Below are 16,838 nucleotides of genomic sequence, written 5' to 3'. Positions count from 1 at the left end.
AGCTTATGAAGAAAGTCATCGTAATTGGAGCAGGGATTCTCGGGGCTTCTACAGCTTACCAGCTGACAAAAATGGGGGCAGAGGTGCTGATTGTCGACCGTAAAGATCAAGGACAAGCCACGGATGCGGCCGCAGGCATCATCTGTCCCTGGCTATCCCAGCGGCGCAATCAGATCTGGTACCGGCTGGCAAAGGCTGGTGCACGATTCTATCCTCAGCTGATCGCCGAACTTGAGCATGGAGGCGAAACCCATACGGGCTATGCCCGGGTAGGTGCGCTAAGTATTCATACGGATGCAGGCAAGCTGGATAAAATAGAAGAGCGGGCGCGTCTGCGGCGGGCAGATGCACCGGAAATCGGAGAAATTACGCGGCTTACGGCTGAAGAAACCCGTGAACGGTTCCCGTTGCTTGCTGAAGGGTATGCCTCTGTTCATATCAGCGGGGCTGCACGGGTAGATGGACGTGCCCTGCGGGATGCGTTACTTCACGCTGCGCAGCAGCAGGGTGCCACCAGAATTACCGGAGATGCGGCGCTTCAATATGGGCCAGACCGGGTGACCGGGATTACAGTAGATGCGGAGTATTACCCGGCGGATGAAGTTATTGTATGCGCAGGCGCATGGGCGAACCCGCTGCTCCAGCCGCTTGGCATTGATTTCAAAGTCAGTTACCAAAAAGGGCAAATCCTACACTTGCAGGTTTCCGGTCATCAGGTGACGGAAGCATGGCCGGTAGTCATCCCGCCGAGTGATCAATATCTGCTCGCTTTTGACCAGCAGCATATTGTAATTGGGGCAACTCATGAGAATAATGTAGAAGGATATAATACCAGAGTAACCGCTGGCGGGATGCAGGAGATTCTGAATAAGGGGCTGGACGTGGCACCTGAGCTGGCAAACAGCACTTTGGGAGAAGTGAGGGTAGGGTTCCGCCCGTTTACACCAGGCTTCCTCCCGGTCTTAGGTACTGTCCCTGGATGGAAGGGGCTGCTCGCAGCCAATGGACTGGGAGCTTCCGGACTCACGATGGGCCCGTTTATTGGCAGCCAGCTGGCGAAGCTGGCATTAGGCAGAGAGACCGATATGGATATTAGCGCTTATGACCTTCAAGCGGCGATGGAGAGCAGATGATTACGAATTCATTTCCTGCAATGGAAGGATTAGATTCATTCCTGACGCTCAAATGAACTTTTGTTTGACAGGAGAAGATGTGTAATCCATAATACAATCCATACTAAACATATATGATTTAATAGGAAGGGTGGATCACACGTGACCAAGTTAAATGCAAAATTTAGAAAAACGATTGGAATGGGGACACTGACAGTAATGTTTGTAATGCTACTGGCAGGCTGCTCCGGTTCCAACAACAATGCGGACACCCGTAATGGCGCTCAGGCAAGTGCAAGTCCAGCCGCAACCGAAAGCACAAGCACAGCAGAACCTGCTGCAGGAGGTACTTTTACCTATGGCCGGCCGGCTTCAGTAACCTCGTTTGATCTGCATAACCAGATCACCTCCAATAATGCGTTTGCAATTGATAAAGTGTTTGAATCACTGGTCGCTTTTGACAGCAAGGGTGAAATTAAGGACTTTCTTGCAGAGGCGCACACGATCAGTGAAGATGGCTTGACGTATACCTTCGTATTGCGTGACGGTCTGAAGTTCTCGAACGGAACGCCAGTCACAGCAGAGGACGCCGTGTTCTCTCTGAACCGTCATTTGACGGTTGAAGGTCCGCTGGCGATCTCGGCGACGGTCGAATCCTTCAAGGCACAGGATGACAAGACGCTGGTAATTAAGCTGAAAGAACCGTACACACCGTTCATCTCTGAGCTGTCGAACTTCTCCAACGGTATCATCCCGAATAACTTCGGCGGCGTCAGCGAAGAAGAGTTCTTCAAGAAGCCGGTAGGCACGGGACCTTTCGTAGTTGAAACCTGGGACCCTGCTGGTGATGTTACCTTCACCAAGAACACAAACTACTGGCAGGAAGGCAAGCCTTATATCGATAAGCTTGTCTATAAACTGATTGAAGACGACAGCCAGGCGATCAACCAGCTGAAGGCAGGAGAAGTGGATGCAGTAGAAGCTCTGTCCCTTCAGAATGCAGGGGAGATTAAGGACGGCACAGACACTACTGTCGTAACGAACGGCAGCTGGGTGACGGAGCAATTGTTCTTCAACACGCTGGATGAGCATTTCTCCGATGTGCATGTGCGCCGTGCACTGGCGCTGGCGCTAGACCGTGACGGTCTGACCAAAGCATTAACCTTCGGATATGCACAGACCGCCAATTCTTTGCTGCCGACAACAATTCCATACAACGCCAATGATACCCTTAAGTCATTGAACTTCGATGCCGCCGCAGCCAAGGAAGAGCTTGCCAAATCTGCATTCCCTAACGGATTCTCAACCAAGCTGCTTATCGCTTCCGGCAACAGCACAAGAGCCCAGGAAGCACAGATTATTCAGGCAGCAGGTCAGACCATCGGAATCAAGATTGAGATCGAATCCGTTGAACTGGCTACCTTCCGTGAACGCTTCTTCGCCTATGATTTCGCGGCGATGCTGAACAGCGGTCAAGCCGACTCTCCGGAAGCGAATTCGATCCTGGCGTTCCAGACCGATCCGGAAGGCTTCAGCAAATCGTACTGGACGCATTACACGAATGATAATGTAACCAAGCTGCTGTATGAGGGTCAAAAAACAGCAGACGGCGATGCCCGCGCAGCCATCTACACCGAACTGCTGCAGACGCTTGCCGATGAAGTGCCTTATATTCCGCTCTACTACCCGGATATCCTGATTGGTGCCCGTTCTTCGGTGGATGGACTGGTTGTTCTGCCTAACGGCAGTATCCGTCTGGAAGATGTGCGCATAAGCAAATGATGAATTCCAGGCAAACCTTAACCGGTGCGCAAGGAAACAATGGTTCTTACAAGTGGCTGGGGATAGCACTTGTAAGAGCCTTAATTGTTATCCTCTGCGTGATGACGGCAGTCTTTTTCCTCATACGTATTGTACCCGGCGATCCTGCCAAGATGATTCTCGGAGAATACAGTACGCCCGAAGCGCTTAAGAATATGCATCACACCCTGGGGCTGGATCTCCCGCTATGGGAACAATTCATCCGGTTTATGAAGACCTTGTTTACGCAAGGGGATACCGGCAACTCCATTATTATGGGCACCTCGGCACGAGAGCTGATTATGCAGCGGGCTCCTGTAACTTTGCTGCTTATCCTAATTGCCTGTGTGCTGGCAATTATTACTGCACTTCTGCTTGCTACTGCTGCAGCCACACATAAGGATAAACTGCTGGATCATCTGATCCGCATCTTTCCTGCGATCACTCTCGGTATGCCAATCTTCTGGGTTGGCATCCTTTTGATTCTGCTCTTTAGTGTCCGGCTGGGCTGGTTCCCTGTCGGGGGAATAGGCGAAGGCTTCACAGGGACGCTGCGTAGCCTGGCGCTGCCGGCGATAACGGTTGCTTTTTCACAGATTCCTACGCTGGTCCGCTCGCTCAGGGCGCAAATGCTGGAGGTACTCGAATCCGACTTTGTGGTCACGCTGAGAGCAGCGGGTATACCCTCCAGAGTTATTCTGTTTAAGCATGTCCTGCGCAACTCTGCGTTGCCGACACTGATGCTGCTGGGAGTCAACATCTCTTATCTCATCGGAGGTACGCTCGTCGTCGAGCAGGTATTCGGTATCAAAGGGATCGGCAGCCTGCTGTTCACTTCAATTTCGAATCGGGATTTCCCTGTCATCCAAGGAATAGCCCTATATTGTGCGCTATCTGTAGTGATCATCAGTCTGCTGATTGAAATCATCTCCTGGTGGCTGGATCCCAGAACGAAGGGGAAACAATGACAACTACAACGCCAGATATACAATTGCCAGAGGGCAAGAAGAAAGTAAACGGGCTGAGACGGATATGGAATACCCCATCCCTGCTGATCGGAATCATTATGTTTGCAGTGCTTATTCTGCTGGCTCTGTTCATCCCTTACTTAAGTCCGTATCATCCGACGGAGCAGAACTTGAGCGCCTTCCTGCAGCCGCCGTCTTCCACCCACTGGCTGGGTACCGATCAGCTGGGGCGTGATTTGTTTACCAGACTGATCTATGCAGCGCGGACGGATCTGACTATCATGGTTCTGGCCGAGATCATTCCTTTCTGTACCGGTGTCCTACTGGGGATGCTGTCAGGATATTACGGCAAATGGACCGATAGAATTATTGCACTGATTACCGATACATTTATCGCTTTCCCGTTCTATCTGATCGTAATTATCGTAGCCTTCGCCAGCGGTGCCGGAGAGCGGGGGATTTATATCACTTTCATTCTCGTGGGCTGGATTGTGTTCGCCCGTGTGGTCAGAGGTCTTAGCGCATCCTTCCGGGAACAGGAATGGGTGGCTTCTGCCCAGACCCTGGGACTGCCCGGCAGCCGCATTATTCTGCGCCATCTCCTGCCTAATGTATTGCCGCAAGCCGTTGTTGTGCTGATGACGGATATGGTCGGGCTGCTCGTTGCCATTGTTACACTGGGTTATCTGGGTATCGGTATCGCACCGCCTACACCGGACTGGGGGACAATGATCTCAGACGGACAACCCTTCATTACCACCGCCTGGTGGCTGTCAGCAGTTCCGGGATTCGCCGTGGTATATACGGGGATAGCGTTGTCTCTGTTAGGGGATGGCCTGGCCGATATTTGGAGGAAAAAATAATGTCAACTGAGCCTGTGCTTGAAGTAGAATCACTGATACTCGCAGCCAAGTCGAAAGAGATCCTCGTCAATAATGTAAGCTTCTCACTTGGGCGCGGGGAGAGTCTCGGGCTGGTAGGGGAATCGGGCTCCGGCAAGTCGCTTACCCTGCGAGCAATCCTTGGTATCCTTCCTCGTGGTGTGGAGCAGACCGGAGGGACCGTCCGGAGTAAGGTAAGCAGTGCGATGGTATTCCAGGACCCGAGAGGGGCGCTGGACCCGCTCTGTCTGGTTGTGAAGCAGCTGGCAGAAGTCGTGTATTACAGACAACAGGTCAGCCGGAGAGCTGCACGGACGATTGCGCTGGAGCTGCTTGAAAGACTGGGTCTTCCGGATTCTTTGAGAAAAAAGGACCGCTATCCCAGCCAGCTGTCAGGCGGCCAGTGTCAGCGTGTTGTTATCGCATTGGCTCTTGCCTGTAAGCCCGGCATTCTTCTCTGCGATGAGCCGACAACCGCCCTGGACGTCACCGTTCAGCGGCAGATCATCGACACGATCACCAGTCTGCAGCGTGAGCTGGGCTTCGCCATGGTCTTCGTTACACACAATCTGGCAATTGCCGCTAACCTCTGCTCCAGATTGTATGTCATGAAGCAGGGGCAGATTGTCGAGCACGGTGAGACGCTTAGTCTATTGCAGCATCCGGCTGATCCCTATACGCAGATGCTGATCGATTCGGTGCTTCCGTTGCCGGAGCTGGAGCTTGAAGGGAGCGGACAATAATGGATTTAGCTTTGCAGGTGCGGGATTTAACGGTCCGTTACGGCGGATTTACCGCGCTCGACCATATTCAGCTGGATTTGGAGCAGCATACGACGCTTGGACTTGTCGGAGAGTCCGGTTCAGGAAAGTCTACGCTGGCGCGGGTCATTGCCGGGCTGATCGCTCCGGATGAGGGGCAGATTCTGCTGGGTTCCCAGGAATTGCGCAAGAAGAGAAGCAGAGAGCAGCATAAGAAGATTCAGATGATCTTTCAGAATCCGGATGCCTCGCTGAATCCCAAGCATTCTATCCGGCAGATTCTGTCTGAAGCCCTGCTGTTTCACCGGATTGTCGACCGTTCCCAAGTGGAGACAAGAAGTAAAGAGCTCCTTAGCCGGGTGCAGCTGGAAGCCAGGTCCCTGGACAAATATCCGCATGAATTCTCCGGCGGCCAGCGCCAGCGGATTGCCATTGCACGCGCTCTAAGTGTGGAGCCGAGCCTGCTGATCGCCGATGAGCCGACAAGTGCACTCGATGTATCCGTGCAGCGGAGCGTATTGGAACTGTTCCACACGCTCAAGGCTGAGCTTAATCTGACCGTGTTATTCATTTCTCATGATCTCGGGGTTATTCACGCAGTCAGCGACACCGTTGCCGTCATGCGGCAGGGGAAGCTGGTAGAGATCAATACCAAGGATCAGTTCTTCATCCGTCCGGACCATGAATATAGCCGTGAGCTGTTATCTGCGGTTCCGAAGATGCCACAATGACACAATTACATCAGGAGGTCTATATGAACCGAGAAGCACAAGGATTTGTCCCGCTGACCCTGTCAGAGTTCAATACATTAACAGGACAGCTCTCTAATCTCTTATCCACCCAGTACCCTCCAGTGATCATTCCGGGGGAAGCCATTTTAGGCATTGAAGCGGTAGCTGCAGGAATTGCTGCACCCGGCCGGACCATACTAAATGTAGTGACTGGCCCTTACGGCAGTTTGTTTGGACAATGGCTGGAGCGCGGCGGAGCGACGGTGATCGAAGTGAAAGTTTCCTTTGATGAAGTCATTACTGTGGAAGAGGTTGCGTCTGCAGTTGAGCGGTATCATCCGGTTGCTATTTCTTTCGTACAGGCAGAAGTAGTTACAGGCGGCTCTAACCCTGCGAAGGAAATCTTCGGGCTTGCACGCCAGCATAATCTCCTTACGGTGACGGATTCTGTATCAGCAGTAGGCGGAGAGGCTCTGCTAGTCGATGAGTGGTCCGTGGACTTTGCCGTAATGGGTGCGCAAAAAGCGCTCGCCGGACCTAACGGTGTCAGCGCAGTCAGCATTTCACCACGCGGCTGGGCCTTCCTGGAGTCGAATGAAAGAGCGCCTCGCAATTCCATTCTATCCTTGCTCGATCTGAAGCCGGCACCGGATGGCACGCCGCCGCTTCGTGTCCCGCCGAATATTCCGGTACTTGAAGCCAGAGCGCTGATCCAGGCATTGACAGCTGTTGCCGAAGAGGGACTGGCTCAAGTGATTAAGCGCCATGAACTTGCAGCAGCTTCTGCCATAGCGGGGATCACAGCTCTGGGGCTTGAACCCTGGCAGAAGAATAACCGGCATTATTCCACATTGACGACTACGGTTCGAGTGAACGGGGAGCAGAACCTGCTGATCAAGCAGCCAATCGGCATCGTGGCTCCCGGAGACGGCGAATTATCCGGCCAGCTGCTGCGGATTAACCATTTCGGGGCAAATGCCAGCCGGGAAGGTGTTGAAGGCGCAGTGCGGACGCTTGCCGGATTACTGGAGCAGGATGCGGAGCAGGCCGTACAAGCTGTTCATCAGGTTTGGGGTGAAGCCCTATGATTCTCAAGCATCCGCATTTCCAGGCGTACAGCGGTATCCATATCGCAGGTATCGAAGGCAAACAGTTCGATATTGAAATTCAGAATGGCCGGTTCACTTCGGTTAAGGAAGCAGAACCGCAGCATGTACAGGCGGAACAACCTCAGCAGAAGCTATGGATCAGTCCGGGGATCATTGATCTGCATACGCATCTGGCCTGGACCGACTTCGATCATGCTGACCAGCTGAACCGGGACAGCCGGGAGGTTGAAGTGATGCAGGCAGAAGCCTTCGCAGCCACTTTACGCACTGGCGTAACTACTGCGCGTGATGCCGGCGGCATTCTGCCAAGCACCATCCGTCATCTCGTGAAGTATTATCAGCAGCCGTTACGGGTGCAGACCAGCAGTGAAATGCTGGGCGCAGCGGATGCCAAGGGGGTTAAGCATCTGGAGGGCCGCTTGGCAGATATCTACGCTACCGGAGCAGGCTGGATCAAAATCATGGCAACAGGAGGACTTGGTGCACCTACCGAGAAGGTAACGGAGCCGAACTTCTCTGAGGAAGAGTTCGCCTTCATCGTCCGTCATGCCCATGCGAACCGGAAGAAGGTTCTGGTACATACCTGGGGCGGCGTAACGATAGACTGGTCCATCCAGACCGGAGTGGAATCCATAGAGCATGGGATGTTCCTGACCTGGGATCAGGCAGGCCGACTGGCCGAGTCCGGCGTAGCCTTCGTGCCTACAACTTCGATCTACCGGATCGCTGCCGATCCCAAAGGTGTACTGGCGCTGAGTCCGGTCATTTGTGAACGGGCTGCCCGTGCCGCCGATGCTCATGCCACGGCCATTGGATATGCCAAGCGGGCGGGAATACGTCTTGGATTCGGTACGGATTATGCAACTCCTTCACTGCATGGCTACAACCTGCAGGAATTCGATACGCTGTTCGATTACGGCCTGAACCGGGCAGAAGCATGGAAGTCCGCTACACAAGACGCCGCAGAGATCCTTGGAAGCGGTCATGAGCTGGGGCAGATTGCCGAGGGCTATATTGCGGATGCGGTAATCTTTGCTGCCGATCCCTATCAGGCACAGAATGCAGATCAGCTGCGGAAGAGCATCATCTCGGTGGTTACCGGGGCGCAGGAATCGGATCTGATCCAGACAAATTGATCGTGCTCAGCATGCTAGGACTGTCCCGTTTAACCATTTCATGGTTTTGGGTCAGTCCTTTTTCACGTTCATTTCTGAAAATAATCCTTGACCTGGAACGCATTACATAAATTATAGTTCAGAGGAACATTACACAAGGGGGCTGGGGATTCATGAGTCAGAGCAGCAGAAAAATAGTCTTCATCGACATTGACGGAACACTTCTCACAGAGAATGGAATCATACCGGAATCGGCGCAGCAGGCGTGCAGACAGGCGCGGGAGAACGGGCATTTGCTCTACCTGTGTACCGGCCGCTCGAAGGCTGAAATCTATGACTCGATCTGGAATATCGGCTTCGACGGCCTGATCGGAGCGGCAGGCGGGTATGTAGAGAGCGGCAATGAAATGCTTTATCACAAAAAAGTAACCCCGGAAGACGCCAAACATCTGATCGATTATTTCCACGCCAATGAGGTGGATTTCATTCTGGAATCCAACACCGCCTTATACGGAAGCCGGAATTTGCAGCCGCATCTGGAACGCAGAATTTATGGTGATCTGCTGAATGATCCTGCAGCACAGGAGCGCAAACGGCTGTCCCCGCATCCTTATATCGCTACACTGACATATGGAAACGAAGAATTATATTTGGATGATGTCAACAAAATCTGCTTTCTGGAGAGCAGTCTGCCCTTTCATCAGATCCAGGAGGCATTAGAAGGGAGGTTCACAGCACTCCAGAGTTCTATCCCCCTGTTTGGAGAGAACAGCGGGGAGCTGATGATTCCGGGTGTCCACAAGGCTTCGGCTATTGCCGATGTACTGAAGCACCTGAACATTCCGCGTGAAGACAGCATGGCGCTCGGTGATGGGCTTAATGATCTGGAGATGCTGGAATATGTCCAGGTAGGTGTTGCTATGGGCAATGCCAGAGAGCAGCTCAAAGAGATTGCCGATGATATCACCGACCACATTGAGGAAGATGGACTATATAACTGTTTCCTGAAATACGGTCTGATCTCTGCTTGAAGAGACACTGTGTGCATACGGCCCGGGTTGATATCCGATAAAGCACATGGTAAAATGCACTTAATTAAAGGATTGGAGTTGAATAGTATAGTGTAGGATTCTCTTGCGGTATTAAACAATAAAACAGCTTTATAGTTTTATTCTTTATATGCAAGAAGGGTCTGCATCTTTTCACTCAATCCATATATCCTTATTCAAGTCCGTCCGGGCTGAATTTGCTGTATTTATTTGAGCTGTAAGAAGATATCCTTCTTGCAGCTTTTATTATTTTATACAGGAGGATATTGTATGTCATTAATCAATGTGAGCAATCTGACGTTTGCCTATGAGGGCACATACGATAATATTTTTGAGCAGGTGAATTTCCAGCTGGATACCGATTGGAAACTGGGCTTCACCGGGCGCAACGGCCGGGGCAAAACCACCTTCCTGAACCTGCTGCTCGGCAAATATGAATACAGCGGGACGATATCCGCACAAGTAAGCTTTGAATACTTCCCGTTTCCGGTTGCGGACCCCACAAGTCAGACCCTGGATGTAATCAGTGAAATTGACCCGGAATATGTTCACTGGAAATTGATGCGGGAGCTGAACCTGCTGAAGGTGGCGGAGGATGTGCTGTACCGGCCCTTCAATTCATTATCGAACGGGGAGCAGACGAAGGTGCTGCTGGCAGCCCTTTTCATCAAGGAGAATAGCTTCCTGCTCATCGATGAACCCACCAACCATTTGGATATGAAGGCTCGTAAACTGGTCAGTGACTATCTCAGCACGAAGAGCGGCTATATTCTGGTCTCCCATGACAGAGCCTTCTTAGACAACTGTGTAGACCATATCCTGTCGATCAACAAGACCAACATTGAGATCCAGAAGGGGAACTTCAGCAGCTGGTGGGAGAATAAGACTAGGCAGGATAACTTTGAGCTGGCGGAAGACGAGAAGCTGCGGCGGGACATTAAGCGGTTATCGGCTTCCTCCAAACGGACGGGCGGCTGGGCCCATGAGGTCGAGAAGTCCAAGAACGGCACCCGGAACTCCGGCTCCAAATTAGATAAGGGCTATGTCGGCCACAAGGCTGCAAAAATGATGAAACGCTCGAAATCGATCCAGCAGCGACAGGAATCTGCGATCACCGAGAAATCCAAGCTGCTGCGGAACATTGAAAGCTCGGACAGTCTGGAAATATCACAGCTTCCGTATCATAAGCAACAGCTGGTCCAGCTGGATGATGTTTCGATCTATTACGGGGATAAAAGCGTATGTTCAGAGGTGAGCTTCACGATTGAGCGGGGGGACCGGATAGCGCTCTCCGGCAGCAACGGCTCCGGGAAATCGAGTATTCTCAAATTGATCTGCGGGGAGGACATGAAATATACCGGCAGCTTCATTAAAGATAGTCAGCTTGCCATTTCTTATGTATCACAGGACACCTCGCATCTGCAGGGCAGTCTGACCGAATATGCCAGAGAGCACGGGATCGATGAGAGCCTGTTCAAATCGATTCTGCGCAAACTTGATTTCTCGCGGATCCAGTTCGAGAAGGAGCTCTCCACCTTCAGCGGCGGCCAAAAGAAGAAAGTATTGATTGCCCGGAGCCTCAGCGAGAAGGTGCATCTGCATATCTGGGATGAGCCGCTTAACTTCATTGATGTCATCTCCCGGATGCAGATTGAAGAGCTGCTGATGGAACATACGCCGACAATCCTGTTTGTGGAGCACGACCGGGAATTCTGCACGAATATCGCAACGAAACAGGTTTATCTGGATTGAGCCTGGCCGATAACAGGATTTGAATTTCAAAAAAAGCATCTGCCGTTACTAAATAGGCAGGTGCTTTTTGGTACGCGGATGAAGGCGATCCACAATGATGGGTAAGCGCTTTAAATATCCAATCAGAGCAATAGATATCCAACCGCTGTTATATATGAAGTGATCCCCCGTTAATTTATGATAGAACTATCAAGGAGGGGATGCACATTGTACGCAAAGTTTTACAAGTACCGCTGGCAATATTTAATGATTCTACCGGGAGTAGTCCTGCTGCTGTTGTTCAACTACATACCGATGGCAGGGATTCAAGTGGCCTTCCGGGACTTCCAGATAGGCACTTCAATCTGGAACAGCTCATGGGTAGGGCTGAATAACTTCTCCTTCCTGCAGGACCCCCAATTTTTGACCGTGGTCAAAAACACGCTATATATATCGGTGCTTAAGTTCATCTTCGGATTCCCGGCACCAATTCTGCTGGCGCTGCTGATTAATGAAGTCACACGGCCGGTCTTTAAGCGTTTCGTTCAATCCGTCAGCTATCTGCCACACTTTTTCTCATGGATTGTAGTCGCTTACATTCTACAGTCGTTTCTGACACTGGACGGGGGCCTGGTCAATGAGCTGATCGGCAAAGCAGGTGGAGACCCCATATTCTTCCTGGGTTCGACAGACTGGTTCCGGCCTATGGTTATCTTAAGCAGTTTGTGGAAGGAGACCGGTTGGAACACGATTCTCTATCTGGCCGCCATCACAACGATTGATCCGCAGCTCTATGAATCTGCCAAGGTTGAGGGTGCAGGCAAGCTGGCCCAGATCCGGCATATCACCATTCCGGGTATGCTGCCGACAATCTCAATTGTCCTGATCCTGAGCATTCCGAGCCTGATTACCGTAGGGATGGATCAGATTTATCCGCTGATGAATTCGGCTAACCAAGGCGTAGCGGATGTACTGGATACTTATATTATCCGTAACGGATTGCAGCAGGGATACTTCGGAATGGCTACCGCCGTAGGGCTGTTATCTTCAGTACTCAGCCTAATATTGGTTGTCTCAACCAATCAGCTGTCCAGAAGAATAAACGGGGAAGGATTATGGTGAAGATTCATGAAGCTCAGCAGAGGTGAAAAAATAGCCCAGCTTATCATCGTCATCATTTTGGGCGGGCTATGCTTGTCTGTCCTGTACCCGTTCCTGTATATGCTGGCCATTTCTTTAAATGATGGGGCAAGTGCAGCCAAAGGCGGCGTGTATTTATGGCCAAAGGATTTTACTTGGATTAACTATGAAATCGTACTCGGCAATCAGGTCATCCGCCAGTCATATCTGATCACGATTGGCAGAACCGTAATAGGCACGTTTGCGGGACTTATTGTTACGCTCTTGGTAGCATTTGGCTTGTCCTACCGGGGACTGCCTTTAAGAAGCACCATTCTTGGCTACATTCTCTTGACCATGTTATTTAGCGGTGGGCTGGTTCCCTTCTATATTCAGCTGAACAATCTCGGGCTTATCAACACGTTCTGGGTTTATATTTTCCCCGGCCTGTTCTCGGTCTGGAATATGTTCGTCATGCTGAAGTTCATCCAGGGAATTCCGGAAGCGCTGATCGAGTCCGCGGAGCTGGACGGGGCAGGCCCCTTCCGCACTCTGATACAGATTGTGGTTCCGCTCTCTCAGCCGATGTTAGCCGCTCTTGGGCTGTTCACCGCAGTAGGTCACTGGAATGACTGGTTCGCCGGTGCCTTCTATGTCACAAGGCAAGATTTAATTCCTGTACAGACCTTCCTGCAGCAGTTGCTGGCGGCTCAGGATCTATCCGCTGTCCTCGGATCAAATACAAACCAGGAAGCGCTGGCCAGAAGTTCACAGATGGCGAACATAACGCTGATGTCGATTAAAATGGCAGTCGTTATGGTAAGCGCTCTTCCGATTCTATGCGTGTATCCGTTTCTGCAGAAATACTTCGTAAAGGGGGTACTTGTAGGTTCAGTGAAAGGATGAGGTACAATAAGAACACAGGGGGAGTTATTTAATGAAGATCAAGAGATCAGGACTAACGGTCCTGGCAGCCGCAGTCTTACTGACAACCATTACGGCATGTTCCGGAAACAGCAAGGATACACCTAACAATGCTGCTTTAGGCAACGAAACCGCAGGCAATACGCCAGCGAGCGGTTCAACCTCCTTCAATCTCTGGCTGGGCTGGACCGCAACTCTTAACAACGACAGCCTGGTTCAGAAGTATTGGCGTGAGCAGGAGCCGAAAGTGGATGTTAAGCTTGAGACTACACAAGGCGATGCAATGACAGCGCTTAATCTCAAAATCAATACCGGCGGGTTCGAGGATGCTGCCATCTTCAGCCGGAATGAAACGGTGAAAAGTGCGATGCAGCGGTCCAAACAGCTGATGCCGCTTGAGCAGTATTTCGACATGCCCGACAAATATCCGGGACTGGCCTCCATCCCTAAGCAGTATCTGGACCTGATGAAGGATGATGAAGGACATATCTGGTCCATTCCGACCTGGTTTGACCAGAACCCTGAAGAGCCGTGGCCGGGTTGGGCTTCACAGGCTTGGATTGTGAGAAGTGATGTCCTGGAGAAGACAGGGATGACCAAAGAGGATCTGTCTACGCTTGCCGGGGTTGAGACCTTCCTTAAAAAAGCTGCCGAGCAGAAGGACGCTTCGGGCAAACCGCTGATTCCGCTTTCCTTCCTGATGGATACCAGCGATTCCATAGGCTGGAGTGACGAGAACGCCATTCTGACCGCCTTCGGTGTGAGCACCGCAGGTAAGGGGGTCGACAAACGCGGCGATGAATTTGTATTCGCTTACGATGATCCTAACTACAAAGCCGCCTATCAATGGATGAATAAGATGTATCAGGAGAAGCTGATTGATCCTGAGGTAGTAACCAGCAAGAAGGAGCAGTACGGGGAGAAAAATAAGTCAGGCCGTGTTGCCATGAATGCAGGCAGCTTCTGGAACATTCCTTCCTCCGCTTGGGAGACGCTGGACGGACCAACCGAACCGGGCTGGTTCTATGAAACGATCCCATTCCCTAAAGTGGATGGTGTAGAGAAGCTGGGTATTAATCAGGTTACTAATCCGAATCCGGGTTATGATGTGTATATCAGTGATAAAACTAAAAACCTGGATGCCATTCTGAAATTCTTCGATTATACGCTGCAGCCTAAACCGGAAATGCAGCAGATTATCAATGAAGGACCGGCGGGTCTGTATTGGGACTGGAGCGATCAGCCGCTGGGCAAATGGAAATTTATCGACGAAACATACGAAACAGGCCGTAATTCAGGAGATGCTGCACAAAAGGCAAAGGTTACACCTGAGCTCTACATGGCTTCCTCATACAGTAACGCATGGTACCCTTGGTGGAACACGGAGGATGGCGGTAAAGCCGGAGCCGCTAAGACAATAGAGTTCACCGAAGCCATTGGTAAAATGGGTACTATACGCGTAGCTGAGCCTTACGATCTGTTCCCGATGAAGGAAGGCGGCTCATGGGAGAAATACGCCCCGGAAATCGAGAATATCCGCAAGGAATACCGTGCCAAGCTGCTGATGTCCAAGGATGCGGACCAGTTCGAGAGCAACTGGAAGGACTTCCAGGCAGCGTTGGAGAAACGCGGACACTGGAGTGAAGTCAGACAGGAATGGCTGGATACCTACAAGGAAGAAGTACCAGCCCAATAAGATATTAAGTACGGAGCACCTCTCGTAAAGAGGGGGCTCCCTTTGCACTTCATGGGGGGACATATGATTAAACAACATATAGAGAAATGGATCATCCGTATGACCCGTTCCATGAATCTGAGGAGCAAGATCGTCTTATTCTATAGTCTGATTGTATTCATCCCTACCGTAATGCTCGCGGCAGGTGCGGGTTATATGATGCTGCATACGGTACGGGCAAATTACTTGCTTACCATCCGCGAGGCGGTGCGGCAAAGTGCGCAGAGCATCGAGTTCCGCAAGCAGAGCTATGATCTTCTGGCCACCAGGACAGCTACGGACGGGGAGCTGATCTCCAGGCTGTCCAGGGATTACGGAAATATCGAAGAGCAGCTGGCGACCGTAAATTATGTGGACCGTTCGTTCCTGCTTACGAGCAAATACCTGCCGGGCATTGAGAACTTCCGGATCTATCATACCAACGACACCCTTGTGCAGGATGGTGGCCTTCTATGGAAGCCGGAGGACCGGCTGCTCTCCGGCGTACGTGAGAAGGACTGGTATACGCAGATGCTGAATACCCCGGACAATCTGGTATGGAGGAATGCCGCCGATGACAAAACAAAGCTGGTGGTGTCCCACAAGATTCTGAATGCGTACGGCGATGTCTACGGAATAGTCTATCTGCTGCTGGACTATAACGGTGTGTTCATGGAATCCTTCGACCATCCCTTTGACGGGGCCGGGCAAATGTATATCGTAGACGACAACCGGCAGATTATTGCCTCCTCCGAGCCTGCGAAGATAGGCAGCCGCCTGGATTCCTCCTCCTTAGGGCAGTATTGGAACGGTTCTGAGCCGTCCACGGTCACCCGGAACGGAATGATGCTGATCACAGAAGAGATTAAGTCCGGCTGGACCGTTGCTGCGCTTGTACATCTCGACCGGCTGGAAGAGCAATCTACGCGTATTATGTACTATATTGCAATAGGCATTGCCTTCTTCCTGCTGATATCCATTTTTCTGATCATGATTGTCCTCAAAAATGTCATCTGGCGGATACGCAAGCTGGGGATCCGGATGACCGATATCTCGGAAGGGTATTTCGAAGCGACCGTCAGGAACCGTGACAATGATGAACTCGGTGAGCTTGAGGTACTGTTCAACTCCATGTCCGGCCGTTTGAGAAAGCTGGTAGAGGAGCATACAGAGGCCATGCTCAAGGAACGTGAGCAATCATTCCGGGCGCTGCAGGCACAGATCAACCCTCATTTCATTTATAATTCCCTTAGCCTGATCCGTTGGCGGGCTATGGATCAGCAGGATGATATCCAAATCCGGACGATAGATGCCTTGACCACCTTCTACCGGCTTGCGCTCAACAACCGGGTTAATGTGACCCTAATCCGTGATGAAATTGAGCATCTGAAGGCGTATATTGAAATCCAGCAGCTGCGGTATCCCGGTCAGGTGTCGGTAGAATGGCAGGTGGAGCCTGAGGTATTGGATCTTTACAGCATTAAGCTGATCCTCCAGCCCACGGTAGAGAATTGTTATCTGCACGGCTGGATTCCGACCAGGGCGCATGCTTTTATACAGATCACGATCAGGAGGGTTGGGAATCGAATTCAGTTCCAGATTTTTGATAATGGCCAGGGGATCAGCCGGGAGAAGCTGGAACAGATTCGTTCCGGCAGCTACAGGGGAACCCGAAACGGATTCGGCATGAACAATATCCGGGAGCGCCTGGCGCTGTATTTCGGTCCGGAGGGCCGTTTTGAAATTGACAGCACAGAAGACGAATGGACCAAGGTAACCATATCTATCCCTGTCTGCACGGATAGTCCTGAGATTAAATAGGGG

The 16,838-nt window shown here is 51.5% G+C and carries 14 protein-coding genes; all 14 read left to right on the top strand.

Annotated elements, in window-relative coordinates; translation table 11 throughout:
- Positions 1–5 precede the first annotated feature (5 nt).
- Positions 6–1,133 (top strand): NAD(P)/FAD-dependent oxidoreductase, encoded by a 1,128-nt coding sequence (locus MKX70_RS22410; protein WP_042236395.1) that lies wholly within the window; start codon positions 6–8, stop codon positions 1,131–1,133.
- A gap of 141 nt (positions 1,134–1,274) precedes the next feature.
- Positions 1,275–2,894 (top strand): ABC transporter substrate-binding protein, encoded by a 1,620-nt coding sequence (locus tag MKX70_RS22405; RefSeq protein ID WP_340840765.1) that lies wholly within the window; start codon positions 1,275–1,277, stop codon positions 2,892–2,894.
- Positions 2,891–3,880 carry an ABC transporter permease gene (locus MKX70_RS22400; protein ID WP_231637665.1) on the top strand — a complete coding sequence of 330 codons (990 nt, stop codon included), beginning with the start codon at positions 2,891–2,893 and terminating at the stop codon, positions 3,878–3,880. Before MKX70_RS22405 ends, MKX70_RS22400 begins: the two co-directional genes overlap by 4 nt.
- On the top strand, positions 3,877–4,743 hold the full coding sequence (locus MKX70_RS22395; protein WP_340840764.1) for an ABC transporter permease: 867 nt from the start codon (positions 3,877–3,879) through the stop codon (positions 4,741–4,743). The genes MKX70_RS22400 and MKX70_RS22395 overlap by 4 nt, the downstream gene beginning before the upstream one ends.
- Complete coding sequence (locus MKX70_RS22390; protein WP_340840763.1) at positions 4,743–5,504, top strand: ABC transporter ATP-binding protein; 762 nt, start codon at positions 4,743–4,745, stop codon at positions 5,502–5,504. The genes MKX70_RS22395 and MKX70_RS22390 overlap by 1 nt, the downstream gene beginning before the upstream one ends.
- Positions 5,504–6,253 carry an ABC transporter ATP-binding protein gene (locus MKX70_RS22385; protein ID WP_042236399.1) on the top strand — a complete coding sequence of 250 codons (750 nt, stop codon included), beginning with the start codon at positions 5,504–5,506 and terminating at the stop codon, positions 6,251–6,253. Before MKX70_RS22390 ends, MKX70_RS22385 begins: the two co-directional genes overlap by 1 nt.
- A 23-nt stretch (positions 6,254–6,276) precedes the next feature.
- Positions 6,277–7,341, top strand: a complete 1,065-nt coding sequence (locus MKX70_RS22380; RefSeq protein WP_042236400.1) for a pyridoxal-phosphate-dependent aminotransferase family protein — start codon at positions 6,277–6,279, stop codon at positions 7,339–7,341.
- Entirely contained in the window at positions 7,338–8,498 is a 1,161-nt protein-coding gene (locus tag MKX70_RS22375) for an amidohydrolase family protein (protein WP_340840762.1), read from the top strand. The genes MKX70_RS22380 and MKX70_RS22375 overlap by 4 nt, the downstream gene beginning before the upstream one ends.
- A gap of 152 nt (positions 8,499–8,650) precedes the next feature.
- Positions 8,651–9,508, top strand: a complete 858-nt coding sequence (locus MKX70_RS22370) for a Cof-type HAD-IIB family hydrolase (RefSeq protein ID WP_340840761.1) — start codon at positions 8,651–8,653, stop codon at positions 9,506–9,508.
- Positions 9,509–9,796: 288 nt separating this feature from the next.
- A complete protein-coding gene (locus MKX70_RS22365) occupies positions 9,797–11,278 on the top strand; it encodes an Lsa family ABC-F type ribosomal protection protein (protein ID WP_340840760.1) in 1,482 nt (493 codons plus the stop codon).
- A 207-nt stretch (positions 11,279–11,485) separates the two neighbouring features.
- A complete protein-coding gene (locus tag MKX70_RS22360; RefSeq protein ID WP_340840759.1) occupies positions 11,486–12,379 on the top strand; it encodes an ABC transporter permease in 894 nt (297 codons plus the stop codon).
- Positions 12,380–12,385: 6 nt separating this feature from the next.
- The gene (locus MKX70_RS22355; protein WP_340786211.1) at positions 12,386–13,282 is read left to right on the top strand and encodes a carbohydrate ABC transporter permease; all 897 of its coding nucleotides are present in this window, start codon (positions 12,386–12,388) and stop codon (positions 13,280–13,282) included.
- Between the two features lie 31 nt (positions 13,283–13,313).
- The gene (locus MKX70_RS22350) at positions 13,314–14,996 is read left to right on the top strand and encodes a hypothetical protein (protein ID WP_340840758.1); all 1,683 of its coding nucleotides are present in this window, start codon (positions 13,314–13,316) and stop codon (positions 14,994–14,996) included.
- Between the two features lie 63 nt (positions 14,997–15,059).
- Positions 15,060–16,835: a cache domain-containing sensor histidine kinase gene (locus MKX70_RS22345; RefSeq protein ID WP_042242531.1), complete on the top strand. Its 1,776-nt coding sequence runs from the start codon at positions 15,060–15,062 to the stop codon at positions 16,833–16,835.
- Positions 16,836–16,838: the final 3 nt, after the last annotated feature.

This window comes from Paenibacillus sp. FSL R7-0312 (assembly GCF_038004445.1).
GTDB lineage: Bacteria > Bacillota > Bacilli > Paenibacillales > Paenibacillaceae > Paenibacillus_AQ.
This window is presented reverse-complemented; position numbering and strand designations above follow the sequence as displayed.

Coding starts and splice junctions, on each gene's coding strand:
- MKX70_RS22410 (WP_042236395.1), top strand. CDS start 6: ATGAAGAAAGTCATCGTAATTGGAGCAGGGATTCTCGGGGCTTCTACA.
- MKX70_RS22400 (WP_231637665.1), top strand. CDS start 2,891: ATGATGAATTCCAGGCAAACCTTAACCGGTGCGCAAGGAAACAATGGT.
- MKX70_RS22395 (WP_340840764.1), top strand. CDS start 3,877: ATGACAACTACAACGCCAGATATACAATTGCCAGAGGGCAAGAAGAAA.
- MKX70_RS22390 (WP_340840763.1), top strand. CDS start 4,743: ATGTCAACTGAGCCTGTGCTTGAAGTAGAATCACTGATACTCGCAGCC.
- MKX70_RS22385 (WP_042236399.1), top strand. CDS start 5,504: ATGGATTTAGCTTTGCAGGTGCGGGATTTAACGGTCCGTTACGGCGGA.
- MKX70_RS22380 (WP_042236400.1), top strand. CDS start 6,277: ATGAACCGAGAAGCACAAGGATTTGTCCCGCTGACCCTGTCAGAGTTC.
- MKX70_RS22375 (WP_340840762.1), top strand. CDS start 7,338: ATGATTCTCAAGCATCCGCATTTCCAGGCGTACAGCGGTATCCATATC.
- MKX70_RS22370 (WP_340840761.1), top strand. CDS start 8,651: ATGAGTCAGAGCAGCAGAAAAATAGTCTTCATCGACATTGACGGAACA.
- MKX70_RS22365 (WP_340840760.1), top strand. CDS start 9,797: ATGTCATTAATCAATGTGAGCAATCTGACGTTTGCCTATGAGGGCACA.
- MKX70_RS22355 (WP_340786211.1), top strand. CDS start 12,386: ATGAAGCTCAGCAGAGGTGAAAAAATAGCCCAGCTTATCATCGTCATC.
- MKX70_RS22350 (WP_340840758.1), top strand. CDS start 13,314: ATGAAGATCAAGAGATCAGGACTAACGGTCCTGGCAGCCGCAGTCTTA.
- MKX70_RS22345 (WP_042242531.1), top strand. CDS start 15,060: ATGATTAAACAACATATAGAGAAATGGATCATCCGTATGACCCGTTCC.